The sequence below is a fragment of the Streptomyces sp. T12 genome, from assembly GCF_028736035.1.
In the GTDB taxonomy this organism is placed as follows: Bacteria; Actinomycetota; Actinomycetes; order Streptomycetales; family Streptomycetaceae; genus Streptomyces.
Genome location: NZ_CP117866.1, coordinates 3,918,610 through 3,941,584 on the forward strand (window position 1 = coordinate 3,918,610; position 22,975 = coordinate 3,941,584).

19 protein-coding genes and 1 pseudogene are annotated in these 22,975 nt (G+C 70.7%); 4 read left to right on the forward strand and 16 right to left on the reverse strand.

Translation table 11 applies throughout. From position 1 onward, the window contains the following. The first annotated feature begins 29 nt into the window (after window positions 1-29). A complete protein-coding gene (locus PBV52_RS17505) occupies window positions 30-632 on the forward strand; it encodes a TetR/AcrR family transcriptional regulator (protein ID WP_274239308.1) in 603 nt (200 codons plus the stop codon). A 281-nt stretch (window positions 633-913) separates the two neighbouring features. Here the strand turns inward: PBV52_RS17505 and PBV52_RS17510 are convergent, their stop codons facing one another. The 3 genes from PBV52_RS17510 to PBV52_RS17520 form a co-directional block, all read right to left on the reverse strand. Then, window positions 914-1,321 (reverse strand): hypothetical protein, encoded by a 408-nt coding sequence (locus tag PBV52_RS17510; RefSeq protein ID WP_274239309.1) that lies wholly within the window; start codon window positions 1,319-1,321, stop codon window positions 914-916. Between the two features lie 325 nt (window positions 1,322-1,646). Beyond that, a complete protein-coding gene (locus PBV52_RS17515; RefSeq protein ID WP_274239310.1) occupies window positions 1,647-2,672 on the reverse strand; it encodes a Gfo/Idh/MocA family oxidoreductase in 1,026 nt (341 codons plus the stop codon). 50 nt (window positions 2,673-2,722) lie between these two features. Then, on the reverse strand, window positions 2,723-3,505 hold the full coding sequence (locus tag PBV52_RS17520) for a TIM barrel protein (RefSeq protein WP_274249427.1): 783 nt from the start codon (window positions 3,503-3,505) through the stop codon (window positions 2,723-2,725). 178 nt (window positions 3,506-3,683) lie between these two features. Here PBV52_RS17520 and PBV52_RS17525 point away from each other — a divergent pair, with 178 nt between their 5' ends. Then, complete coding sequence (locus PBV52_RS17525) at window positions 3,684-4,814, forward strand: LacI family DNA-binding transcriptional regulator (protein ID WP_274239311.1); 1,131 nt, start codon at window positions 3,684-3,686, stop codon at window positions 4,812-4,814. Between the two features lie 260 nt (window positions 4,815-5,074). On the opposite strand, the pseudogene PBV52_RS17530 reads toward PBV52_RS17525, so the two are convergent. Next, window positions 5,075-6,101 (reverse strand): annotated as a pseudogene (locus PBV52_RS17530) (IS630 family transposase). A 107-nt stretch (window positions 6,102-6,208) separates the two neighbouring features. On the opposite strand from PBV52_RS17530, the gene PBV52_RS17535 reads away from it, so the two are divergent. Beyond that, window positions 6,209-7,459 (forward strand): LPXTG cell wall anchor domain-containing protein, encoded by a 1,251-nt coding sequence (locus PBV52_RS17535; RefSeq protein ID WP_274239312.1) that lies wholly within the window; start codon window positions 6,209-6,211, stop codon window positions 7,457-7,459. 57 nt (window positions 7,460-7,516) lie between these two features. On the opposite strand, the gene PBV52_RS17540 is transcribed toward PBV52_RS17535, so the two are convergent. The 12 genes from PBV52_RS17540 to PBV52_RS17595 form a co-directional block, all read right to left on the reverse strand. Beyond that, window positions 7,517-8,017, reverse strand: coding sequence for a GNAT family N-acetyltransferase (locus PBV52_RS17540; RefSeq protein WP_274239313.1), 501 nt, complete (start codon window positions 8,015-8,017; stop codon window positions 7,517-7,519). Window positions 8,018-8,059: 42 nt separating this feature from the next. Continuing rightward, on the reverse strand, window positions 8,060-9,313 hold the full coding sequence (locus PBV52_RS17545; RefSeq protein WP_274239314.1) for an SUKH-4 family immunity protein: 1,254 nt from the start codon (window positions 9,311-9,313) through the stop codon (window positions 8,060-8,062). A gap of 164 nt (window positions 9,314-9,477) precedes the next feature. Continuing rightward, window positions 9,478-10,017 carry an AAA family ATPase gene (locus PBV52_RS17550; RefSeq protein WP_274239315.1) on the reverse strand — a complete coding sequence of 180 codons (540 nt, stop codon included), beginning with the start codon at window positions 10,015-10,017 and terminating at the stop codon, window positions 9,478-9,480. Between the two features lie 36 nt (window positions 10,018-10,053). Beyond that, the gene (locus tag PBV52_RS17555) at window positions 10,054-12,363 is read right to left on the reverse strand and encodes a xanthine dehydrogenase family protein molybdopterin-binding subunit (RefSeq protein ID WP_274239316.1); all 2,310 of its coding nucleotides are present in this window, start codon (window positions 12,361-12,363) and stop codon (window positions 10,054-10,056) included. After that, window positions 12,360-14,063 (reverse strand): 2Fe-2S iron-sulfur cluster-binding protein, encoded by a 1,704-nt coding sequence (locus tag PBV52_RS17560; RefSeq protein WP_274239317.1) that lies wholly within the window; start codon window positions 14,061-14,063, stop codon window positions 12,360-12,362. The genes PBV52_RS17555 and PBV52_RS17560 overlap by 4 nt, the downstream gene beginning before the upstream one ends. Continuing rightward, window positions 14,060-14,953, reverse strand: coding sequence for a xanthine dehydrogenase family protein subunit M (locus tag PBV52_RS17565; RefSeq protein ID WP_128428822.1), 894 nt, complete (start codon window positions 14,951-14,953; stop codon window positions 14,060-14,062). Before PBV52_RS17565 ends, PBV52_RS17560 begins: the two co-directional genes overlap by 4 nt. Window positions 14,954-15,178: 225 nt before the next feature. After that, window positions 15,179-16,804 carry a beta-N-acetylhexosaminidase gene (locus tag PBV52_RS17570; protein ID WP_274239318.1) on the reverse strand — a complete coding sequence of 542 codons (1,626 nt, stop codon included), beginning with the start codon at window positions 16,802-16,804 and terminating at the stop codon, window positions 15,179-15,181. Window positions 16,805-16,818: 14 nt separating this feature from the next. Then, window positions 16,819-17,652 carry a carbohydrate ABC transporter permease gene (locus tag PBV52_RS17575; protein ID WP_373922013.1) on the reverse strand — a complete coding sequence of 278 codons (834 nt, stop codon included), beginning with the start codon at window positions 17,650-17,652 and terminating at the stop codon, window positions 16,819-16,821. Between the two features lie 14 nt (window positions 17,653-17,666). Next, entirely contained in the window at window positions 17,667-18,563 is an 897-nt protein-coding gene (locus PBV52_RS17580; RefSeq protein ID WP_274239320.1) for a carbohydrate ABC transporter permease, read from the reverse strand. Then, window positions 18,560-19,855 carry an extracellular solute-binding protein gene (locus PBV52_RS17585; protein ID WP_274239321.1) on the reverse strand — a complete coding sequence of 432 codons (1,296 nt, stop codon included), beginning with the start codon at window positions 19,853-19,855 and terminating at the stop codon, window positions 18,560-18,562. The genes PBV52_RS17580 and PBV52_RS17585 overlap by 4 nt, the downstream gene beginning before the upstream one ends. Before the next feature lie 216 nt (window positions 19,856-20,071). Beyond that, window positions 20,072-20,359: a DUF3039 domain-containing protein gene (locus tag PBV52_RS17590; protein WP_274239322.1), complete on the reverse strand. Its 288-nt coding sequence runs from the start codon at window positions 20,357-20,359 to the stop codon at window positions 20,072-20,074. Window positions 20,360-20,388: 29 nt separating this feature from the next. Further along, window positions 20,389-20,961, reverse strand: a complete 573-nt coding sequence (locus tag PBV52_RS17595) for a YqgE/AlgH family protein (protein WP_274239323.1) — start codon at window positions 20,959-20,961, stop codon at window positions 20,389-20,391. Window positions 20,962-21,213: 252 nt separating this feature from the next. On the opposite strand from PBV52_RS17595, the gene murA reads away from it, so the two are divergent. Beyond that, entirely contained in the window at window positions 21,214-22,554 is a 1,341-nt protein-coding gene (gene murA, locus PBV52_RS17600) for a UDP-N-acetylglucosamine 1-carboxyvinyltransferase (RefSeq protein WP_274239324.1), read from the forward strand. Window positions 22,555-22,975 lie beyond the last annotated feature (421 nt).

Here is a 22,975-nt window from a genome sequence, read left to right on the forward strand (position 1 = left end):
GCGACACAGAACGCACGAGGACACCACCCATGTCTGTCGCCTCCCAGTCGGTCGGACGGCGCGAGCGGAACAAGCAGGAGAAACTCGACCGCATCGTCGCTGCCGCCAGTGAACTGTTCGCCGAACACGGCGTCGATGAGGTCACGACCCAGCAGATCGCTGACCAGGCCGACATCGGCACCGGGACCCTGTTCCTTTATGCCAAGACCAAGGGCGAGCTCCTCCTCCTTGTCCAGAACGCCAAGTACGTCGAAGCACTTGAGCAGGGCCAGGCGGACGCCGAGGCCGTCCCAGGCGTGCTGGACGCGGTGCTGGCGATCGTCCGGCCGATCGTGGAGTGCAACCGCATCCAGATCGACAACGGACGCACCTACCTGCGAGAGATGGTCTTCGGCGACCCCGAGGAGCCCCGGCACGGCGCGGCACTCGCCATCGTCGCGCAGACCGAGGAGGCCGTCGCCGCCGTGCTGCGCCGAGACGAGCGGGTCGCAGAGGGCGACGCCGCGACGCTGGCACACATCGTGTCCGCCGTGATGTTCCTCAGCATGGCGGCGAGCGTGAACATCGCCTTGAGCGTCGAGGAGATCGTGCAGGACATCCGCAGGCAGGTCGACGTCCTGCTGCCTCGCTGAAGCGCGGCCCCAGCCTCAGGCCCGGGCGACCATCCGGATAGTCCTCGGCTGCGGCATGGCCCGAATCCCCAAATGGCAGGTCATCCGGCCGTTGCTGCCCATACCGGCATGACTGGATGGGTGGGGCGGGCGGCCGGAGGGCTACCGCCACCGCGTGCTGCTGGGATTTCGGAGATTGCCTGCCTACGTGGCGTCGAGTCCCCGTCGCACAGTCCCTGTCCCCAGGATTCCGGGTCGAGGCCCGTGTGGTGCGGTCAGGGCATGTGGGTCGATTCAGCAGTTCAAGGGCGCCTTCGACGCGATGATGCCGTCCTACCGCGTCGTGCGTGGCGCAGGCGGCCAGGTCGGGGCGCTCGTAGGGCTGCCGGCAGACATGGCAGTCGTAGGTGACCGCCCCACCACTCGAACGCCGCCCGGTCGTCCATGGGCGCATCACGCCAGTCCCGCCTGCCTCGCGCGAACCACAGGAAGTCGAAGTACGTGCGCAGGTCCCGGGCATGGGCGGCCTGTGTGTTCCACGGCGACGACGCCAGCCACACCGAGAAATACCGGTTCAGCGCCACGTCGTACACGCCCGCCGGACTGATCAGGAACGGCTGCCCCTCGGGCACCCCCAGATCGTCCAACCCCTCACCGAGATCGGCGAACAGGGAGCTGAACTCCCGTGCTCGCCAACCGGTGATCGACATGACGCTGGACGATAGTCCGTGGACAGCTCAACAGCGCATAACAGAAGTTATGGACATGGTTTGCCATTGTCCGTTGTCCATGGCCAAGCCAGGACCATGAAGGGCGGCTGGCCCACTCGCACAGATCGCCGCACCCGTCGGTGTCGGTGGACTGATCGCCTCCGTCATTGCCCTGTCCGTCGGCTCATCCCTCTTCAGACGTCCACTAGTCACCGACACCCCCGCCGCACTCGAGCAGCGGGGGGCGCATGTTGGACTGACCTGGCCGTCACCCCGTACTTGTCACACGGCGCCGGGGTCCGCGCTGCGGCCGAAGACCCGTGCTTCACAGGTCTTGGAGCTTGTCGACGCGGACGGGACCGCCGGTGGTGACGGACTGGACGGCGGCGAGGGCGATGGCCAGGGCAGCGCGTGCGTCCTCGCCGGTGGCGGAGGGGGTGCGCTCGGTGCGGACGCTGTCGGTGAAGTCGGCGAGTTCGGCCACATAGGCGTCGTGGAAGAGGTGCTGGTCGTAGGTGACGCACTCGGCGGCGACGCCGTGCGGGCCGTATGCGGTCAGGTGGGTGCGGCGGACGTCGCCCATGGTGAGCATCCCGGCCGAGCCGAGGACCTCGGCGCGTACGTCGTAGCCGTAGACGGCCTGGAAGCTGGCCTCGGCGGTGGCGAGGGCGCCGTTGTCGAAGCGGACGGTGACGACGGCGGTGTCGAGCAGGCCGCGGTCCTTGAAGTCGGGGCGGATCAGGGCGTCCGCCATGGCGAAGACCTCGACGGGTTCGGCACCGGGATTGAGGTGGCGCAGGACGTCGAAGTCATGGATGAGGGTCTCCAGGAAGATCGTCCACGGCGGTATGCGGGCCGGGTCGGCCAGAGCGGGGTCGCGGGTGAGCGAGCGCAACAGCTGCGGTGTGCCGATGGCGCCGGCGGCGATCTTCTCGTGGGCGGCCCTGAAGCCCGCGTCGTAGCGGCGGTTGAAGCCCACCTGGAGGAGCACGCCCGCATCCGCGGCGGCCGCGATGGCGCGGTCGGCCTCGGCGAGGGTGACCGCCATCGGCTTCTCGCAGTAGACCGCCTTGCCCGCCTTGGCGGCCGCCTCGACCAGGTCGGCGTGGGTACGGGCCGGGGTGGCGATCACCACCGCGTCGATGTGCGGGTCGGCGAGCAGTTCACCGATGTCCGTGTAGGCGGTGGCGCAGCCGAGCCGGTCGCCCAGGCTCCGCGCGGCGCCCGGGGTGGGGTCGGCAATGGCGACGAGCCGGACGCCCGGGAGGCGGTGGGCGAGGGTCTCGGCGTGGAACGAACCCATCCGTCCGGCGCCGAGGAGGCCGACGGCGAGAGGCTGCTGGGTGGTCATGCGGGTGCTCCGTACGTCGTCGTCAGGGTAGGTACAGGCAGTGGAAACAGTCAGACGGTGAAGGCGGAGCGGAAGCGCTCCAAAGCGAGCTCGCTGTCGCCGGAGGCCCAGGCCTCCATCGCGACCGTGCCCTCGTAGCCGAGGCCCACCAGGGCGCGGGCGACGGCGGGGTAGTTGATCTCGCCGGTTCCGGGTTCGCGACGGCCGGGGACGTCGGCCACCTGGATCTCGCCGATCAGGTCCAGGGCGTGGGCCCTGCGGACCAGTTCGATCAGATTCCCCTCGCCGATCTGGGCGTGGTAGAGGTCCAGGTTCATCCGCAGCCCGGGCCGGTCCACGGCCGCGACCAGGGCCAGGGTGTCGGCGGCCGTCGCGAACGGCACCCCGGGGTGGTCGACGGCGGTGTTGAGGTTCTCCAGGGTGAAGACGACCCCGGCGCTCTCGCCCAGCTCGGCGAGGCGGGTGAGCGTGCGGTGGGCGGCGATCCACATCTCACCGGTGACCTCACCGGTCACCGGCACCACCGGCAGGCCCTGGCCATCCAGTCCGGTGCCGTGCAGGTTCAGGCGAGGGCAGCCCAGTTGCTCGGCCGCCTTGAGTGACTCCTCGGCGGTGCTCAGGAGTTCGGCCGCACCCTCCTCGTCGGTCAGACTGCCGCGGATGTAACCGGTCATGGAGGAGAAGTCGGCCGGGGTCCGGGCCAGAGCGGCAAGGTCGTGCCGGGTCCAGTCCCAGATCTCGACCTGGAAACCGGCGTCGTGGATGCGCCGTGCCCGCTCGTCGATCGGCAGTTCCAGGAAGACCATCTCGGCGCAGGCCGCCAGTGTGTACATCGCCACGTACCTCTCTCCGCGACTTCGGGCTAGAACGTTCAAGGAACTAGAACGTTCTAGAACTCCGTGGAGCAGCAGTACGCCAGCTGTCGCCCTCCCCTGTCAAGGCTCCGGTGGCGTGTGAAAGCTAGAACGTTCTATAGTCGACTAGGAGACGACCCCGACCAGGGAGGACAGGTTGCCGGCGACCCCAGCGGTCCCCAACGGAAAGCGACCGACGCTCGCCGACGTGGCGTCGCGGGCAGGGGTGTCCACAGCGCTGGTCTCCATCGTGATGCGCGGCGCGAAAGGGGCCGGCCAGGCCACCCGCGAGCGCGTCCTTCAGGCCGCGCGGGAGATCGGTTACCGACCCGACGCCCGGGCCCGGCTGCTCCGCAGCCACCGCTCCCATCTGCTCGGGGTGCAGTTCGGCCTCCAGCATCCGTTCCACTCCGACCTGGTGGAGGGCATCTACGCGGCGGCCGAACCGGCCGGGTACCAGATCGCGCTGAGTGCCGTGGCCGCCGGGCGCGGCGAGCAGCGCGCCGTCGAGACACTGCTCGACGACCGCTGCGAGGCGCTGATCCTGCTCGGCCCGCAGGCCCCCGCCGCGCGGCTGGCGGAACTCGCCGGGCAACTGCCGGTCGTCTCCGTGGCCCGCCGGCTGCGGCCGTCCGTCCCGGGCCTGGAGGTCGTACGGACCGCCGACGACGAGGGAGCCGGCCAGGCGGTGGACCACCTCGTCGCTCTGGGCCACCGCGACATCGCCCACATCGACGGCGGCCGGGCACCGGGCGCAGCCGACCGGCGCCGCGGCTACCGCACCGCCATGAACCGCCACGGCCTGGGCGAACTCATCCGCATTCTCCCCGGCGGTCTCACTGAGGAGGAAGGCGCCGAGGCCGCCCGAACCCTGTCGGCCACCCGCCCGCGCCCCACCGCCGTACTGGCCTTCAACGACCGCTGCGCGACCGGCGTACTCGACCTCTTCCTCCGCTCCGGCGTCGCGGTCCCCGGCGACATCTCCGTCGTCGGGTTCGACGACAGCCATCTGGCCCGCCTGGCCCACATCGACCTCACCACCGTCGGACAGGACATCGCACGCCTCGCCGGGCTCGCCGTCGGCCGGGCCGTCGCACGCCTGGAGGGTGCGGAGATCCCCGCCGGGGAACAAGTCATCACCCCCCGTCTTGTCGTCCGGGGAACGTCCGCCCCGCCCCCCCTGAAGGCAGATCCCGGGCGTGCGCGGCCTGTGTGTTCCACGGCGACGACGCCGACCACACCGAGAAATACCGGTTCAGCGCCACGTCGTACACGCCCGCCGGACTGATCAGGAACGGCTGCCCCTCGGGCACCCCCAGATCATCCAACCCCTCAGCGAGATCGGCGAACAGGGAGCTGAACTCCCGTGCTCGCCAACCGGTGATCGACATGACGCTGGACGATAGTCCGTGGACAGCTCAACAGCGCATAACAGAAGTGGGACGGTTACCGCGCCCTGGCCGGCCGGTGGGCCGACGGCCGTGTCGCCCTACGGAGCCGCAACGTCAGCGATCTAGTGCTGTGACCGCGTAGGTTCGCCGGATTGGATCAGGCTGCGGTTGTGAGGGGGCGTCCGCCCCATCGGGTGCCTTTCTCGCTGCGGATGCGGGCGCGTTCCTTGCGTTCGGCGGCCAGGACGTCGCAGTGGCGGGCATTGGCGTTGCGCCAGCGGAGGTAGGAGTGCAGGGCCCTGGTCTGGACGGTGTGGTTGGGGTGGTGGGAGTTGGCGATGGTGAACTGCCGCAGTGGTCCGAAGCGCGCCTCGATCGGGTTCGCCCAGGAGGCGTAGGCCGGGGTGAAGCACAGCTCGACCTTGTGCTTCTTTGCCCAGCGGCGGATGTCGGCGCCCTTGTGGGCGGACAGGTTGTCCAGGATCACGTAGATCGGTGCGCCGTCGGGCCGGGCGGCGCGGATCGATTTCAGCGCGGCCAGCGTGTTCCCGGCACCCTTCTTGCGGCGGTTCACGCCCCACAGACGGTCGTCGCCCACCGAGTAGCAGCCATGGAAGTACCGGACGCCGTGGGTGCGATGGTAGGTGGCCGGCAGCCGGTCGGGCCGGGTCTGTTCGGCCCAGCAGCTGCCGCCGATGGGCCGGATCCCGAGTGGGCCGAACTCATCGAAGGCGAATACCCGGTCCGGGAAGCGGTCCAGGACGTGCTCGATACGGTCCAGCTTCGTCTCCCGTTCGGGGTCCGGGGACTCCTTCCAGGTCTTGGTGCGCTGGAAGGTGACGCCGCGGCGGGCGAGCAGGCACCGTAACGCCTCACGGCCGATGCGAATCACCCGGCCGTGGACTTTGCGCAGGTAGGCGTACGAGCTTGCGCAGTGACCAGCGAGTAAAAGGCTGGCCGAGCTTGACCGGGCGGGTGGTGGCCGTCTGGACGACGAAGTCCTCTTCGTCAGACTTGAGTTGGCGGGGACGGCCTCCCGCCCACCGAGGGTCCAGGCAGGCCAGGCCCTTCTCGTTGAACGCGTGGATCACATCCCGGACGGTGTCCTCGTCGGCCTGCACCAGCTGTGCGATCACCGGCACCCGTTTTCGCCCCTCCCCTCCTCCCCCACCCCTCCCCTCCATCTCCTCAAACAGCAGCACAACCCTGGACGCCCCCCAGCTGTCCAGGACATGACTGGACGGCAAAGCTCCGGTCGCCGTGCTTCCTGTCCCGACGAGGAGACCCACCCGTGCGCCAGCGCATCCGCCCCTCGCACATCCGCCCCTCGGCGGCCTTCGTGGCCGCTGCCGCGATCGCCGCGGCCGTTCCCGCGGTCGTCGCTCCCGCGGCACATGCCGAGGAGGCCGAGCCCTCTCTGGTGATCTCGCGCCTGCCGAGTACGTCTCCCAAGCCCGGTGAGGTGTCCGACGAGTCCGTCGTCATCACCAACAAGGGCACCGCGGCCGCGGACGGCGTCACCTTCCGGATCCGGCTGACCCGGGGCCTCGACTTCCCCGAGTCCGTCCAGGGCTGCACCTACTCGACCATCGAGGACCAGGTCAGGCAGGCGCTCTGCGAGCTCGACACGGTCATCGAACCCGGTGCCTCCGTCGAAACCCCCGTGCGGTTCAAGGCGCTGCCCAAGGCGCTGATGGAGGCCGTCGAGTACGGCACGTCGCCCACCGGTGAGGCCCCGGGCGAGGGGTTCACCGACAGCTACCAGCGCGTGACCCTCAGGGCGAACAGCACGGCCGACCTCGTCGCGATCGGTGATGAGACCGAGGCGCTCGCCGGGGACAAGCAGTCGTTCACCGTGAAACTCCGCAACGACGGCCCCGGCTGGATCCAGAACCAGGAGAGCGACGACCTGACCGCACTCATGGTGCAGATCCCGCCGGGCACCGTAGCCGTCGAAGTGCCCAAGGAGTGCAAGCCGTTCGGGATCGACGGCCCGACCGGGCCCTCGGCTCCGGGCAAGCCCCGGTACGTCTGCCGGCCCGACGGCGCCACCATCGAGGTCGGCGAGACGTACGCCTACACCTTCCTGGTGAAGATCGACGCGAGCGCCAAGGACACCAAGGGTGAGGTGAAGGCGACCTCCATCTACGACATCCACCCGTGGTTCGACAAGAACCCCGCCAACGACAAGGCCTACGTCAGCATCGACCTCCCCAGCGACAATGAACCCGGCCCCGCCACCTCCGGCGGCTCCTCCACCGGCGGTTCGACGGACGGCGGCTCCACCACGGGCGGCAACGACCCCGACGGCCAGTCCACCGGCGGCACGGGCAGCACCGGCGGCACGGGCTCCACGTCGGCCGGCACCTCCACGGGCACCTCGACGGGCGGCTCGACCAGCGGATCCGTCGACGGCAACCTGGCGAGCACCGGCTCCGACGGCACCCCGCTCATCGCCGGTGCCGCGGCCGCCGCGGCAGCCCTCGGCGGTGCCCTGGTCCTGGCCGTACGCCGCCGCCGCTCCGCCGCCAAGTCCTCCTGACGGCACCTGTCCCTGACGACACCTGTCCCTGAGGCCGCCGGCCAGAGGCGCCCGGCCTCAGGGACGCGGCACGGTCCCCGCGACGTGGGCCTGGAGAAGGCGCGGCGAGTTCTCGAACCCCTGACGGGCGTACGCGGGGATCGCGCGAGGTGAGGAGTGGACGGTGACCCGCTCCAGCCCGAGGTCCTTCGCCTTGGCCAGGGTCTCGGTGATCAGTCGGCCGCCGAGCCCCGCGTCGCGCGCCTCCGGGACCACGTACACGCACTGCAGATCACCGGATGCCCGGTGCAGCGCGTGCGGTGTCGGTACGCGGTGGACCACCGCCAGCCACGCCATGCCGATGATCCCGCGGTCACCGCTGAGGTCCCCGTCGACGAGGACCATGCAGCGGTGCGAGGAGGCGTTCTGCTCGGCCCAGGTGACGAAGTGACGTACGAAGGTGTCGTGGTCGACGGCTGCCGGCGCCGCGCCGTCGTTCTCGAGGATCCACTGCCACCGCAGTCCTGCGACGGCCGCTAACTCACCCGGTCCGACCGGGCGGACGATGACGTTCTCCATACGGGCATTGTCGATCTCCCGCACCTCGGCCCGCCCGTCACCTCACCGCACCCCGCCCACCGACTCCAGCACCCCACTCGCCTCGTCCTGGAACACCTCCGTCCAGTAATGCCGGCCATCCCCGCCCGCGGCCCTGGTGCCGGTCGGGTCGACCGTCGACAGGACCTGGAGCATCGTCATGGCCAGTTGGTCGTAGGTGTCGGTCGTCAGCTCGTGGCCCGACTGCTCGTCGATCGCCTGCTCGCGGTGCAGCAGCCAGAGGGTGAAGGCGAGGGTCGAGACGTCCGTGTTCAGGGGGAACAGCCTCGCCTCGGGCTCGCTCCAGTTCAGGATCGCGCCCGTCTCGCCGTCGACGACCAGGCTGTTGTCCTCGACGAGATGACCGAGGCGTATCAAGTGGTCGGCCCGGGCGGGCAGTTCGGCGACCCGCTCCTCGTCGGCGTAGTACTCGGCCAGCGTCTGCAGCGGCGCATCCGTCTCCAGCGAGAACAGGAAACCGTCCTCCGGCAGGCCCACCTCGCGCAGGAAGCGGCGGGTCGGGTCGTGCGTGAGCGTGACGGGGAAGTCGACCTCCTCGAAGCGCACCACCTTGCCCTTGCCGAATTCCTGGTCCAGCAGGCGCGGCGGCAGGTCCAGGGCCAGCCCCGACTCTCCGGCCCGGCCCGCGACGAGTGCCAGGGGGCGGATCAGGGCCGCCATCTTCCAGTACGGCGCCGGCTCGCCGTCCGTGCCGTCCTCGAACACCGCCAGCAGGTGCTGCGAGGCCTGCGCCACCGCCTTCGGGCCGTAACGGCCGACGTAGGAGGCGAACTGGCCGCGCAGGCCCGCCAGTTCGTCCGTCGCCTCAGCGAATCGGACCAGCGTCCGCAGGGACGGTGCCAGCGGGCGGCGGTCCATCAGGTCGGGCCGGTCGTGCAGGAAGTACGTCGTCGAGATCTCGCCCGTCGCGCCGTCCAGCAGGACCGACTCCGTCTCCAGGCCGCCGGGGCCCAGCAGTCCGCCTATCACCAGCTGGTCCCGCAGCTCCGCCGCCAGCCGGTCGTGCGGATCGCCCGTCGAGTCGGCCACCGTCCGCAAGCCCTGCCGGCCCTCCCGGCACAGCTCGGCGAAGCTCAGCACGCCGCTGTCGCAGGGCAGCCCGGGCCCCGTCAGCCAGCGCCGCGTCGACGCGTGCGTGATGTACGGAGCCAGCTCGGCGTCGGTCAGGACGATCGCCGTGTCGTTGACGCAGGTTGTACTGGCGCCGGTCGTACTGGCGCAGGCCGTACTGGTGTAGGTCGTGATCGTCGTGCTCATGGCTCCCCCGCATGCGCTTGCTCACCGCCCCGGGCAGGACACGGCCGACCGCCCGACCCGCCGGATCCGGCCGCCGTCCCCACTGCCCAGAACACTACGCGCCACCACTGACAACGCCCCCGGACCAGCGCGACCACCGACAGCGCTTCACATCAACAAGACGCTCAGTCCACCCTCGCGCGTTCCCGCCCCGCCAAAATCGCCTCCACGGTCTCCCCCGCGGTCAGCTCCGACGAGTCCACCCACAGCCCGATCCGCGGCGTATCCGCCCGCAGCTCCCCGTCCAACTGCTCAACCGTCCAGGCCCCGTAGCCCGTCTTCGCCCGCCCGGCCTCGCGCGCCGCCACGGCCACGGCGCTCGGCGCCAGGACGACCACGTACAGCGGACGCGTGCGCACGAGCCGTACGTACGCCGCCAAGTCGGCACCCAGCACCACGTCCTGGACGACCGCCGTGAACCCGGCCGCCGCATACGCATCCGCTGTCGCCGCCGACAGTCGGTATCGCAGCCGGAGTTGAGCCTCGCCCTCGCCGCCTTGGGCTTCCCCGGCTCCGGGCTCGTACTCCACGCGCCCCGAGACGATCATCCGCCGGAACACGTCACCACGAACGTGCGCGGCCCGCGGCAGCCTCTCCGCCAGCGCCTGCGCGACCGTCGACTTCCCGGCCGCCATCACGCCGGTGACGAGGACAACCCCCTCCATCAGGACAGCCCCTCCATCAGGGCAGCCGGGGCGCGCTCACTGGCCGGTCACCACCGCCGCCTGCGGCCGGATCGGCAGACGGTTCACCGGGCGGCCCGTCGCGGCCCGTACGGCCGACGCGATGGCCGCCGGCGAGGTCACCACCGGCACCGCGCTCACCGCCTTCGCGCCGAAGGGCGCGACCACGTCGCGTTCCTCGACCAGCTTCACGATCCGGATGTCCGGTGCGTCCAGGGCCGTCGGCAGCGCGTAGCCCGTCAGGTCGGGGTGGCGGATCAGGCCGCGGGCCGAGCGCAGGTTCTCCGTGAGCGCTATGCCCACGCCCTGCGTCACGCCCGCCTCGATGCGCGCCTCCAGCTGGGCCGGGTTCAGCACCTGGCCGACGTCCTGGGCGAGCGCCAGCTCGACGACCCGTACCGAGCCCAGTTCGATGTCGACGTCCACCACCGCGCGGATCGCGCAGAAGGCCATGCCGACGAAGGCGTCGCCCTGGCCGGATTCGTTCAGCGGCTCGGTCGGGTGCGGGCGGCACTGGGCCGTCGCCCACAGTTCCTTGCCGTCCATCGCCTCGGTGACGGTGGTCGACAGGACGCCGTCGTACGACGTGATCTTGCCGTCGGTGATCTGGAGCAGCTCGGTGGACATGCCGAACTTGTGCGCCAGGGGCTGGAGCAGCTGCGTACGGACCATCTTCGCCGCGCGCTCGACCGCGCCGCCCGACACCCAGGTGTGGCGGCCGCGGCAGCCCGCGCCCGCCGGGGGCTGGTCGGTGTCGACGGGCGCCACGTGCACCTCGTCGATGCCGAGCGTCTCCTGGACGATCTGCCGGGCCAGCGTCGTGAAGCCCTGGCCCGTCTCGACCGCCGCGCACAGCACGGTGGCGACGCCGTCGTGGACCTTCACCGTCGCCGTGGAGACCTCGTCCGCGCCCTCGGCGCCGAGCATGTGCACCATGCCCAGGCCGTAGCCGACGCCCCGTCGCACGGCGCCCGGTTCGCCCGCGCCCTCGGGGCCGCCGGGCAGCAGCCACTCGTCCTCGGGCGTGTCCTTGGGAAGGGCGGGCAGCGGGTAGTCCCGTACGGCCTGGAGCAGCTCCGCGACCGGGGCCGGGCAGGTCACCGTCTGGCCCGTCGGGAGTACGTCGCCCGTCGCCATCACGTTGCGCAGGCGCAGCTCCGCCGGGTCCACGCCGAGCTTCTTGGCCAGCTTGTCCATCTGCGCCTCGTACGCGGCGCACACCTGCATGGCGCCCTCACCGCGGACATGGCCGGAGGGCGGGTTGTTGGTGCGTACGGCCCAGCCCTCGATGAAGGCGTTCGGGACGACGTACGGGCCGCAGGCGAAGGCGACCGCGGCGGCGAGGGCCTCGGAGGAGGTGTCGGTGTACGCGCCCGCGTCCAGCAGGATCTGCGCCTCGACCTTCACCAGCCTGCCCTCGGCGTCGGCGTGGTGGCGGTAGCGGAGGAGGGTCGGGTGCCGGTGGGTGTGGCCCAGGAAGGACTCTTCGCGCGTGGCCGTCAGCTTCACCGGGCAGCCGGTCTTCAGCGCCAGCAGCCCCAGCGGGAGCTGGAAGCCCTGGTCCTCGCGGTCGGCGGTGGCGCCGGGGACGCCGGTGACGACGACCTTCACGCGCTCGGGCTCCAGGCCGTAGCAGGCGGCGGCCCGGTCGCGGTCGGTGTGCGGGTCGGTGGAGGCCAGGTAGAGCTCCACGCCGCCGTCGGGGCGCGGAACCGCGAGGCCCGCCTCGGCGCCGATGGGGGCCGGGTCCTGGCGGCCGATGCGGTACAGGCCCTCCACGACGATGTCGCCCGCCGCGTCCGGGTCGCCGTGACGCAGCGGGATGTGGCGGATCAGGTTGCCGTCGGGGTGCAGCGGCTCGGCCTCGAAGGCCTGCTCGGGGTCGGTCACCGGGTCGAGTACTTCGTACTCGACGATGACGGCCGCGGCGGCCAGGCGGGCGGTGTCCGGGTGGTCGGCGGCGACGGCGGCGATGGGCTCGCCGTGGTGGCGTACGACCTCGGAGGCGAAGACCGGACGATCGGCCTTGCCGCGGCCGAACAGCGGGCTGCCCGGCACGTCCTCGTGCGTGACGACGGCCCGTACGCCGGGCATCTCACGCGCGTGGGAGGTGTCGATGGACGTGATGCGCGCGTGCGGGTGCGGCGAGCGCAGGACGGCCGCCCACAGCAGGCCCTCGGCCCAGAGGTCGGCCGCGTACGGGAAGGTGCCCTCGGTCTTGGCGCGGGCGTCGGCGGCCGGCAGGGAGGCGCCGAGGCCGTGCGGGATCGGCTCGGGGGCAGGTGCTGCCTCCGCGGCTGTGGTCGCGGTGGCGGCTTCGTTGCTCACGCCTGGCCTCCGTCCTGTCCGTACGCCTGGTCATGCGGTCCCATGGCACCGGGCGCCTCGAAGAACGACGGGTTGACCCCGCCGGCCCCGGGGCCCGCCTGGTGAGGGATACGCGGCTCGTCGCCGTCCTGTTCGTCGTCGTCGGCCGCCGCGTGCGCCTCGCGTTCGGCGACGACCTCCTTGACGGCGTCCACCACGCCCCGGTAGCCGGAGCAGCGGCACAGGTTGCCACACAGGGCCTGGCGGGTCTCCAGCTCGGTCGGGGCCGGGTTGCCCTCCAGCAGGTCGTGCACGGTCATCGCCATGCCCGGCACGCAGAAGCCGCACTGCACGGCGCCGCACCGCGCGAGCGCCCGCTGCACGTCCGACGGCTGCCCGTCCTGGGCGAGGCCCTCGACCGTACGGACCTCGGCGCCGGCGGCGGTCACGGCGGGCACCAGGCAGGACGCGACGAGCCGCCCGTCGACCTGGACGTTGCACGCCCCGCACTCGCCCTGCGAACAGCCGTCCTTGGCGCCCGCGAGCCCGAGCCGCTCGCGCAGCACGTAGAGCAGCGACTCGCCGATCCAGGCGTCCGAGACGGGCCGGTCGGCGCCGTTGACCCGCAGGACGTAGGAGGCGAGGGGGTGTTCCTCGCCGGGGAGCGCGGGTACGTCGTCGGAGGCGGCGGCCTGCGCGGAGTCCTCGGCGGCCTCCGGGTCGGGGTCGCCGCCCTCGGCCGCCCCGGCCGCCCCGGACTCGGCGGGCGCGGCGGGCGCGGCGGGCGCGGCGGAAGCCTCTGCGGGGCCCTCGGCGGCCTCTGGGGCGCCTTGGGCGTCAGTGGCGGCCTCACCGGACTCAGGAGCGCTCCGTGAAGCCTCTGAGGCGGTCTCGGCCGGCGGCTCGGACGCGAGCGCGGACGGCTCCCCGGAAGCGTGCGCGGCGGAACCGGGCTCCACGCGTGCGTGCGGGTCCGGGCCGGGCCGCTCGCCGGGCTGGTCGGTGGCGTGTACGGCGTGGCGGTCGTCGGCGTGCGCCCCGGGCCGTCCCGGCTGCCGGGGCTCGTGCCCGGCTCCCGTCAGCTCCCCGGTCGCCGGGTCGGCTCCCACCGCCTCGTCGGTCGCCGCCGCGGCCTCGGCCTGCTGCCCCCACGGCTGCCCGGTCGCCTGGGTCGCCCAGGGTGCGGGCGCGCCGCCCGGCAGTGTGGCCGGAGGGGTTCCGCCCCACTGCTCGACGAGCGACGACGTGGTGAACTCACCCGATTCGTCCGGAAGATCCCCGCCGGCGACGGGAATCGACCACTGCCCGGTGACGTCCTGACCAGGTGCGGGAACGGCCTCCTGACCTGCCGCGGCCTCCGAGAAGTTCCACTGCTGGGTGGCCCCGGGGTTGTACGCGAACTGGCCGGTGCCCCCGTCCTGCGGGACGGCGTTCGGGTCGGGCCACTGGGCGCCCTCGACGGGCGCGCCCGCGACCGGCCAGGCACCAGGGGCCGCGGGGTCGATGTCCCCGGTCGGTCCCTGCGCGACCGTTATCCGCGGCGGCACATAGCCGTGGCCGGGCGCGGCGAGCGGGCTGTCGGAGGAGGCCAGGAGGGCGTCGATGCCCCCTTCGGGCAGCTTGACGAAGGCGGTGGCGCCGTCGTCGTAGTCGCCCTGGGGCAGCGGGTCCCACCGGCTCCCGCTCTGGGGCGTGCCCTCTCCGTGCTGGTCGTCGGTCATGACAGTGCCCTCCCCAGTGCTCGTCGGGCCAGCGCGGCGACGGTGCGCCGCAGGTGCAGTACGGCGGGCGGATGCTGGGTCACGGAGCCGTCCTCGGCCGGGGCCGGGTCGGGGATGCAGGCCGCGGAGACGTACTCGCCGAAGGCGTGCAGCGCCTCCGGGACGATCGCGCGGTTGTTGTCCCAGTCGATCAGCTGGGCGACCCAGTGCTCGGCCTCCAGCGGCCTGAGCGCCATCGGCGCTATGGCACCCACGGCGCACCTGACTCCGCGCCGGGCGGGGTCGAGGACGACCGCGACGGACGCCATCGCGCGCCCCGGGCCGGTGCGGCCGGTGGCCTTGAGGAAGACCTGCGGGGCGTGCAGCAGCGGCACGCGCACGTAGCCGATGAGTTCGCCGGCGCGCAGCATCTCCATGCCCGCCAGCAGGTGCGACACCGGGATCTCCCGGCGGGCTCCGCCCGGGCCCGCGATGATCAGGGTCGCTTCGAGGGCGGCGAGGACCGGCAGCGCGTCACCGGTCGGGGACGCCGAGGCGATGTTGCCGCCGAGCGTGCCCGCGTTGCGGATCTGCGGCGGACCGGCGGCGCGCGCGGCGGCCGCGAGCGCCGGGATCAGGGCGGCGAAGTCGGGGCGGCCCATACGCGCGTGCGTGAGTCCGGCACCCAGCAGAGCGTGGCCGTCCTGGTACTGCCAGCCACGGATCTCGCTGATCCGGCCGAGGCCGACCAGTGCGGCGGGCCTGAGCTGTCCGGAGTTGACGGCGGCCATGAGGTCGGTGCCGCCCGCGACGGGCACGGCGGCGGGCGTGGCGGCGAGTGCTGCCACGGCCTCGTCCAGCGTCGTGGGCAGCGTGACGGCCTGCGCCGCCTGCGGTGTGTGCGTGGTCAAACCGGCTGCCCCTTCCCGCTGCCCCACCTGGTCCCACCTGTGCTGCCGTACGGTACGTGCTGACAGGGCGGACGTGGCAACTCTGGCACATCTTCGCAGGACCCGAAGACAGGGGTCCGCTAGGAGGCATTCGCCCACCTCATCAGGGAGATGGTCCGTTTTCGTACGGCATCACCGGTGCATGCCGATTGACACTCTTCGGTGACACCTTGCCGGTTTTTTCCATTACCTGTTCGGGGGCGGGCCGTCGATCGGACGGCCGAGCACACCGGGGCGCCGCTGCCACGGCCGCGGTCCCGTCGGCGGGCGGTACGCGACTCCCAGGGCGTCGAGCCGTCCGTAGTGGGCGGCCATCCGCCGCTCGAAGCCGGCGAAGTCCCGCTCCGCCGAGTCCGGCAGGCGGCTCCAGGCCACCTCGCTGAAGGCGACGAGGCGCGGGAACGCCTGGTAGTCCACGCGCGCCTGGTCCTCCATCACCTCGGTCCACACGTTGGCCTGCGTCCCGAGCACGTGCGGGACCTCGTCCGGCGTCAACTCCGCGGGAACGGGCTCGAACCGATAGACGTCCTCCAGGGTGCGCACGTATCCGATCGGCACCGGCTCGTCGGCGCCCGCGTCCTGACGGTGGTCCAGATACACCTGCTGCTCGGGGCACATGACGACGTCGTGGCCCGCGCGAGCCGCCGCGATGCCGCCCGCGTACCCGCGCCACGAGGACACCGCCGCGCCGGGGGCGAGACCGCCCTCCAGGATCTCGTCCCAGCCGATCAGCCGGCGCCCGCGCGCGGCGAGCCAGCTGTCGAAGTGGCCGATGAACCACGCCTGGAGCTCGTCCTCGTCCTTCAGCCCGAGTTCCCTGATGCGCTCCTGTGCCGTAGCCGACTGCCGCCACTGGTCCTTGAGGCATTCGTCGCCCCCGACATGAATGAACTCCGAAGGGAACAGCTCCAGGACTTCCTCGAACACCCCCTCGTAGAAGCGCAGGGTGTTGTCAGTGGGGGCGAGTACGTTCGGATTGATCCCCCAGGTGTCCCAGACCGAGAGTGCGGAGCCCCCCTCAATGGATGCAGTGATGACGTCGGTGTTGCCGAGTTCCGGGTACGCGGCGATCGCGGCCTGCGAGTGTCCGGGTACGTCGATTTCCGGGACGACGGTGATATGCCGCTCGGCGGCGTACGCGACGATCTCGCGGATGTCGTCCTGCGTGTAGTAGCCACCGTGCGGCTTCTCCTCCCACAGCGGGGAGGCCCGATGGCCGAATTTGGTGCGCGCCCGCCAGGAGCCGACCTCGGTGAGCCGGGGGTACTTCTCGATCTCGACGCGCCAGCCCTGGTCGTCCGTCAGGTGGAAGTGGAAGACGTTGAGTTTGTGGGCGGCCATCAGGTCCAGGTAGCGCAGGACGCCGTCCTTGGGCATGAAGTGCCGGGCGACGTCGAGCATGAGGCCGCGCCAGCGGAATCGGGGGGAGTCCCGGATCTCCGTCAGGGGCAGCCGCCACGTACGGCCGGGTAGGGGTGCGCGCCGGAAGGCGTCGGGGCCGAGAAGCTGGCGCAGCGTCTGGGCGCCCCAGAAGACACCGGCGGGCGAGCCGCCCTGGATGTGGACGCCGTGGGGGGCGATGACGAGGCGGTAGGCCTCGGCGTCGAGGCCGGGCCGGACGGACAGATGGAGGACGTCGTACTCGTCCCCCTTCTTGGGCGGCAGCGCGAGCCCGGTCGCCGCGCCGAGCGTCGCGCGCAGCCATCGCGCGGTGTCCTCGGTGCCCGGCGCGGCCTCGATCCCGAAGCCGTCGCCGAGTTCGAGGAAGCCCGTGGCCCGCTCCATCCGGTGAGGTGCCGGAATGAGATCCATGAGTGATCAGCCTTTCAGTCCTTGACCGCGCCGCCCAGCCCGGACACCAGCCGTCGCTGCACGAGCACGAAGAAGATCAGCACCGGAATCGTCATCACCGTGGACGCCGCCATCACCCCGCCCCAGTCCGGCTCGTCCGGCTTGTAGAAGACGAGCAGGGCCATCGGCAGGGTCGACTGCGAAGTGTCGCTGATGATGAAGGACTTGGCGAACAGGAAGTCGTTCCAGGCCGAGATGAAGGAAAACACGCTCGTGGCCACGAGCCCCGGGAAGACCAGCGGAAAAAGGATCTGCCACAGGAATCTCGACCGGCTCGCCCCGTCGATGTAGGCGGCCTCCTCCAAGGCCTCGGGAACCGCCTTCACAAACCCCCGCAGCATCCAGATCGCGAACGGCAGCGAGAAGGCGATGTGCGGCAGGATCAGCGAGCTGAGCGTGTTCAGTTGGCCGAAGTCCCGCATGAGGAAGAACAGCGGGATCGTCAGGGCCTCCACCGGCACCATCTGGGCCACCAGAAACATGATCAGCAAGGTGGTCCGGAAGCGGAAGCGGAATCGTGTCACCGCGGTCGCGGCGAGAAACGCGATCAACGCCGAGACGATCACGACCGTGCAGGCGACGACAAGGCTGTTGAGGAAGTAACGGCCGAATTCGTTCTGCTCGAAGACCCGCCGGAAGGAATCCAGGGAGGGCGCCAGTGTCCAGGGCCGGGGCTCGCTGGACTCGATCTCCCCGGCCGGCTTGAAGGCGCTGAGCACCATCCAGTACAGCGGAAACGCCACCACCACGGCGATCAGCAGCGCGGACGCCTCCGCCAGCAGCCGCCAGGGGCGCCGTACGAACGTCACGGAACTCACGAACCTCACAGCTCCTCCCCCTGCCTGCGCAGCAACCGCAGATACACCAGCGTCACCGCCAGCAGGATCAGCAGCATCACCACACCGATCGCCGAGCCCAGGCTGTACTGCGAGGACGCGAAGGCCTTTTGGTAGGCGTACACGTTCAGCACGAGGTTCTGGCCCGCGATGCCGCCGCCGTTCGTCATGACGTAGATCTGCGTGAAGACCTTGAAGTCCCAGATGACGGACTGGATGGTGACGACCACCAGGATCGGCCGCAGCATCGGCGCCAGCACCGACCGCCAGATCCGCCACTGCGAGGCACCGTCCAGCGCGGCGGCCTCCAGTACCTCCGCCGGTACGGCACGGATGCCGGCGTACACCGTCACCATCACGAACGGGAAGGAGCACCAGACCACTTCGAGCAGGACCAGGAAGAAGGCACTGAAGCGCCCGTACGTCCACGAGTGGTCGCCGAGCCCCAGCATCCGGTTCACCGGCCCGAAGTCCGGGTCGAACAGGAACAGCCACACCGTCGAGCCGGTGATGGCGGGCGTCGCCCACGCCCCCATCGCGGCCAGCATCAGCGCGAGGCGCGGCACGGCACGCACGCGCGTGAGCAACACGGCGAGCGCACAGCCGACGGCGAGGGTCGACACGACGCAGGCCGCCGCGAAGACGACCGTCGCCAGCAGCACCTGCCAGAACTGCTCGTCGCCGAAGAGCTCCGCATAGTTCCCGAAGCCCTGGAAGGTGGTGGGTTCCCCACCGCTGACCTGCGCCTGGGTGTACTGGAAGAACGAGATCAGCCCGAGCTGGTAGACGGGGTAGACGAGCAGGCCGGCGAGGACGACGAGAGCGGGGGCGAGGTAGAGCCAAGGTGTGCTCCAACGCCCCATGGGGCGCGGGGAACTGGTCATCCGGCGGAGCCAAACGCCTCGTCCATCTTCTTGGCGGCGTCCTCGGAAGCCGCCGCCACGTCCTTCTTGCCGCTGATGACCTCCTGGAACATCGTCGGCAGCACCAGCGAGGAGTCGATCTGTGCCCACGCAGGCGAGGCCGGGACGAACTTGGTGCCCGCCGACAGGGTCTGCGCGAACGGCTTGACGTACGGCTCCTCCGCCGCGACCTGCTGCCTCACGTCGGAGAAGGTCGGCAGGAAGCCCATCGCCTCGAACATGGATGCCTGGGTCTTCTTGGACGTCAGCTGCTCCATCAGCTCGACCGCCAGCGTGCGGTGCGAGGTGCTCTTCAGTACGCCGATGTTGTTGCCCCCCGCGAACGCCGGGGCGATGGAGCCCGCCTCGACCCCCGGCAGCGGCACCACCGCGTACTTGCCCTTCACCTTCCCGGCCTCCACGGCGGTGTGGCTGAAGTCGCCGCCGATCGCCATGCCCGCCTTGCCGGCCGCGAACGCGGTGACGGTGTCGTTGCCACCCATGCCCGCGCACTTGGCGGCGGGACAGTTGTCGTCGGTGAAGAGCGAGGTGTAGGCCTTGATGCCCTTCTGCGCGGCGGCGCTGTCGATCGCCGAGGCGTACGAGCCACCCTTGCCCGCCGCGATCTCACCGCCGTTGGCCCACACGAACGGCATCGCGCCGTACGTGTACGCACCGCCGACCACGAGCCCGTACAGCTCGGGCTTCGCGGCGCGGATCTTGCGTGCCGTCATCGCCAACTCGGCCATCGTCTTCGGGACTTCGAGGCCGAGTTCCTCGAAGACGTCCGTGCGGTAGTACAGGGCGCGGACTCCGACGTAGAAGGGTGCGCCGTAGATCTTGCCGTCCACGGTGACGGACTGCCTGGCCGTGGGGTCGGTGTCCTTGGCCTCGCTCCAGTCGCCGAACTCCTCGGTGACGTCGAGGAGTCCGCCGTCCTTCACATAGCCGGCGGTGTCGGTGTTGCCGTACTCCATCACGTCGGGAGCGGAGTCCGGGTCATTGAAGGCGGCCTTGACGCGTTGGGCGCGGGTCTCGATCGGGATGTACTCGACGTCGACCTCGGTGCCCTTGTGGGCCTTCTCGAAGGCGGTGACGACGGAGTCGACCGCCTTCTCCTTCGGTTTGTTGCCGACTTCCTGGAAGAGCCAGACCCGCAGGGTGCCGGTCTTCTCGTCCTTGCCGGAGGAGGAGTTGGTGGAGGTCTGGGGTGCGCAGGCGGCGGCGACCAGGGTGACGGCCGCGAGCGCGGTGAGTCGGACGGACAGCTTCATGGAGTGCTCCTCCGATGAGGTGTTGCAACATGCGCAATGACGGTTTCGCTGTGCACAACACTCGGAGGCTAGGGACTTCATGAACACGCCCACAAGAGGTCTCAACCACTCTGTGACCGGCAGGCGCACTCCCTGCAACGCGCGGGCAGCACAAAGGCCCCCAGGGCGCGCAAAACGCACCTTGGGGGCCTTACGTCTGCCGGACTGGAGGACGGCTTACTTGTCGCCCTTGCCCTTGCCCTTGTCGTCGCCGCCGGCGCCCATGGACTCGTAGATCTCCTTGCACATGGGACACACCGGGTACTTCTTCGGGTCGCGGCCGGGCACCCAGACCTTGCCGCAGAGCGCCACGACGGGGGTGCCGTCGAGGGCGCTCGCCATGATCTTGTCCTTCTGGACGTAGTGGGCGAAGCGCTCGTGGTCGCCGTCGCCGTGGGACACCTGTGGCGTCGGCTCTACGAGGGTTCCCGTACCAGTCCCGCGCTCGGGCTCGAGAGTGCTCATGACGCCAAGGGTACTGAAGCTCACAGGCATCAGTTGAGCGAAGGGTCGTCCGGGTACGTGGCCACCATCGCGAGCTCGTTGCGCTGACGGCGCAGGACCTCGCGCCAGAGTCTTTCCGGCGAGGGCGAGGAGACGTCTCCCGGCTCGGACTCGACGACGTACCAGGCGCCCTCGACCAGCTCGTCCTCCAGCTGGCCGGGGCCCCAGCCCGCGTACCCGGCGAAGATTCTCAGGCTGCCGACGGCCGAGGCGAGCAGTTCCGGCGGCGCCTCCAGATCCACGAGCCCGATCGCGCCGTGCACCCGGCGCCAGCCGAGCGGGGCGCTCTCGCCGTACGCGTCGCCGGGGATGACGGCGACGCCGAGCGCCGAGTCGAGGGACACCGGCCCGCCCTGGAAGACGACGCCTGGTTCGCCGGCGAGGTCCGCCCAGCCCTCCAGGATGTCACCCACGTCCACGGGGGTCGGACGGTTGAGGACGACACCGAGGGAGCCCTCCTCGTCGTGGTCGAGAAGGAGCACCACCGCGCGGTCGAAGTTCGGGTCCGCCAGGGCGGGCGTTGCCACGAGCAGCCGTCCTGTGAGCGAGGACACCTCGGTCATGCCAGACATGATCCCGCATCTTCCCTTCATGTGGGGAGGCAATGCCGGTTCGGGAGTGAATGCAGCTCAGGGCGGAAAGGAGCGCCACGGGCGCACGGCCGCCATGGTGACCGTTTGTGCCCGGCGGGGAACGGTTCGTGTTGTGACACAGCTATGACGATCCTGAGCCGTCCTTGGGCTTACTGAAGGGGGGGCGACGGCGATTACCCTTTCCCTCCTGGCCCCTGCCCAACTCATCGGAACGCGAGATACATGACCGTCAACGACGATGTCCTGCTTGTCCACGGCGGAACCCCGCTGGAGGGCGAGATCCGTGTCCGCGGTGCGAAGAACCTCGTACCGAAGGCGATGGTCGCCGCTCTGCTGGGCGGTGAGCCGAGTCGACTGCGCAACGTGCCGGACATCCGTGACGTGCGCGTCGTACGCGGTCTGCTGCAGCTGCACGGGGTGACGGTCCGCCCGGGTGAGGAACCCGGCGAGCTGGTGATGGACCCCTCGCACGTGGAGAGCGCGAACGTCGCTGACATCGATGCCCACGCGGGTTCCAGCCGTATCCCGATCCTCTTCTGCGGCCCGCTGCTGCACCGCCTCGGGCACGCGTTCATCCCCGGCCTCGGCGGCTGCGACATCGGCGGCCGGCCCATCGACTTCCACTTCGAGGTGCTGCGGCAGTTCGGCGCGCGGATCGAGAAGCGGGAGGACGGGCAGTACCTGGAGGCTCCGCAGCGGCTGCGCGGCACGAAGATCCGGCTGCCGTACCCGTCCGTCGGCGCGACCGAGCAGGTGCTGCTGACGGCCGTCCTCGCGGAAGGCGTCACCGAGCTCTCGAACGCGGCCGTGGAGCCGGAGATCGAGGACCTCATCTGCGTGCTGCAGAAGATGGGCGCCATCATCGCGATGGACACCGACCGCACGATCCGCATCACCGGTGTGGACAAGCTCGGCGGCTACAACCACAAGGCCCTGCCGGACCGCCTGGAGGCCGCCTCGTGGGCGTCCGCGGCGCTGGCCACCGAGGGCAACATCTACGTCCGTGGCGCCCAGCAGCGCTCGATGATGACGTTCCTGAACACCTACCGGAAGGTGGGCGGTGCCTTCCAGATCGACGACGAGGGCATCCGTTTCTGGCACCCCGGCGGCCAGTTGAAGTCCATCGCCCTCGAAACGGACGTGCACCCCGGCTTCCAGACGGACTGGCAGCAGCCGCTGGTCGTGGCCCTCACGCAGGCGACGGGCCTGTCCATCATCCACGAGACGGTCTACGAGTCCCGCCTCGGCTTCACCTCCGCCCTGAACCAGATGGGCGCTCACATCCAGCTCTACCGCGAGTGCCTGGGCGGCTCCGACTGCCGCTTCGGCCAGCGCAACTTCCTGCACTCCGCGGTCGTCTCGGGCCCCGCCAAGCTCCAGGGCGCCGACCTGGTCATCCCCGACCTCCGCGGCGGCTTCTCGTACCTGATCGCGGCCCTGGCGGCCCAGGGCACGTCCCGGGTCCACGGCATCGACCTCATCAACCGCGGCTACGAGAACTTCATGGAGAAGTTGGTCGAGCTGGGCGCGAAGGTCGAGTTGCCGGGCAAGGCGCTCGGCTGACCGCCGCTCTCGGCTCCGGCCCAGCCCAACACCGCTCTCGGCTGGGGGTCCGGGGGTCACCCCCCGGATAGGCACAGCATGGAGAAGTTGGTCGAGCTGGGCGCGAAGGTCGAGTTGCCGGGCAAGGCGCTCGGCTGACCGCCGCTCTCGGCTCCGGCCCAGCCCAACACCGCTCTCGGCTGGGGGTCCGGGGGTCACCCCCCGGATAGGCACAGCATGGAGAAGTTGGTCGAGCTCGGCGCGAAGGTCGAGTTGCCGGGCAAGGCGCTCGGCTGACCGCCGCTCTCGGCTCCGGCCCAGCCCAACACCGCTCTCGGCTGGGGGTCCGGGGGTCACCCCCCGGATAGGCACAGCATGGAGAAGTTGGTCGAGCTCGGCGCGAAGGTCGAGTTGCCGGGCAAGGCGCTCGGCCAGTCGGCCA

Coding starts and splice junctions, on each gene's coding strand:
- PBV52_RS17505 (WP_274239308.1), top strand. CDS start 30: ATGTCTGTCGCCTCCCAGTCGGTCGGACGGCGCGAGCGGAACAAGCAG.
- PBV52_RS17510 (WP_274239309.1), bottom strand. CDS start 1,321: ATGTCGATCACCGGTTGGCGAGCACGGGAGTTCAGCTCCCTGTTCGCC.
- PBV52_RS17515 (WP_274239310.1), bottom strand. CDS start 2,672: ATGACCACCCAGCAGCCTCTCGCCGTCGGCCTCCTCGGCGCCGGACGG.
- PBV52_RS17520 (WP_274249427.1), bottom strand. CDS start 3,505: ATGTACACACTGGCGGCCTGCGCCGAGATGGTCTTCCTGGAACTGCCG.
- PBV52_RS17540 (WP_274239313.1), bottom strand. CDS start 8,017: ATGGAGAACGTCATCGTCCGCCCGGTCGGACCGGGTGAGTTAGCGGCC.
- PBV52_RS17545 (WP_274239314.1), bottom strand. CDS start 9,313: ATGAGCACGACGATCACGACCTACACCAGTACGGCCTGCGCCAGTACG.
- PBV52_RS17550 (WP_274239315.1), bottom strand. CDS start 10,017: ATGGAGGGGGTTGTCCTCGTCACCGGCGTGATGGCGGCCGGGAAGTCG.
- PBV52_RS17560 (WP_274239317.1), bottom strand. CDS start 14,063: ATGACCGACGACCAGCACGGAGAGGGCACGCCCCAGAGCGGGAGCCGG.
- PBV52_RS17570 (WP_274239318.1), bottom strand. CDS start 16,804: ATGGATCTCATTCCGGCACCTCACCGGATGGAGCGGGCCACGGGCTTC.
- PBV52_RS17580 (WP_274239320.1), bottom strand. CDS start 18,563: ATGACCAGTTCCCCGCGCCCCATGGGGCGTTGGAGCACACCTTGGCTC.
- PBV52_RS17585 (WP_274239321.1), bottom strand. CDS start 19,855: ATGAAGCTGTCCGTCCGACTCACCGCGCTCGCGGCCGTCACCCTGGTC.
- PBV52_RS17590 (WP_274239322.1), bottom strand. CDS start 20,359: ATGAGCACTCTCGAGCCCGAGCGCGGGACTGGTACGGGAACCCTCGTA.
- PBV52_RS17595 (WP_274239323.1), bottom strand. CDS start 20,961: ATGACCGAGGTGTCCTCGCTCACAGGACGGCTGCTCGTGGCAACGCCC.
- murA (WP_274239324.1), top strand. CDS start 21,214: ATGACCGTCAACGACGATGTCCTGCTTGTCCACGGCGGAACCCCGCTG.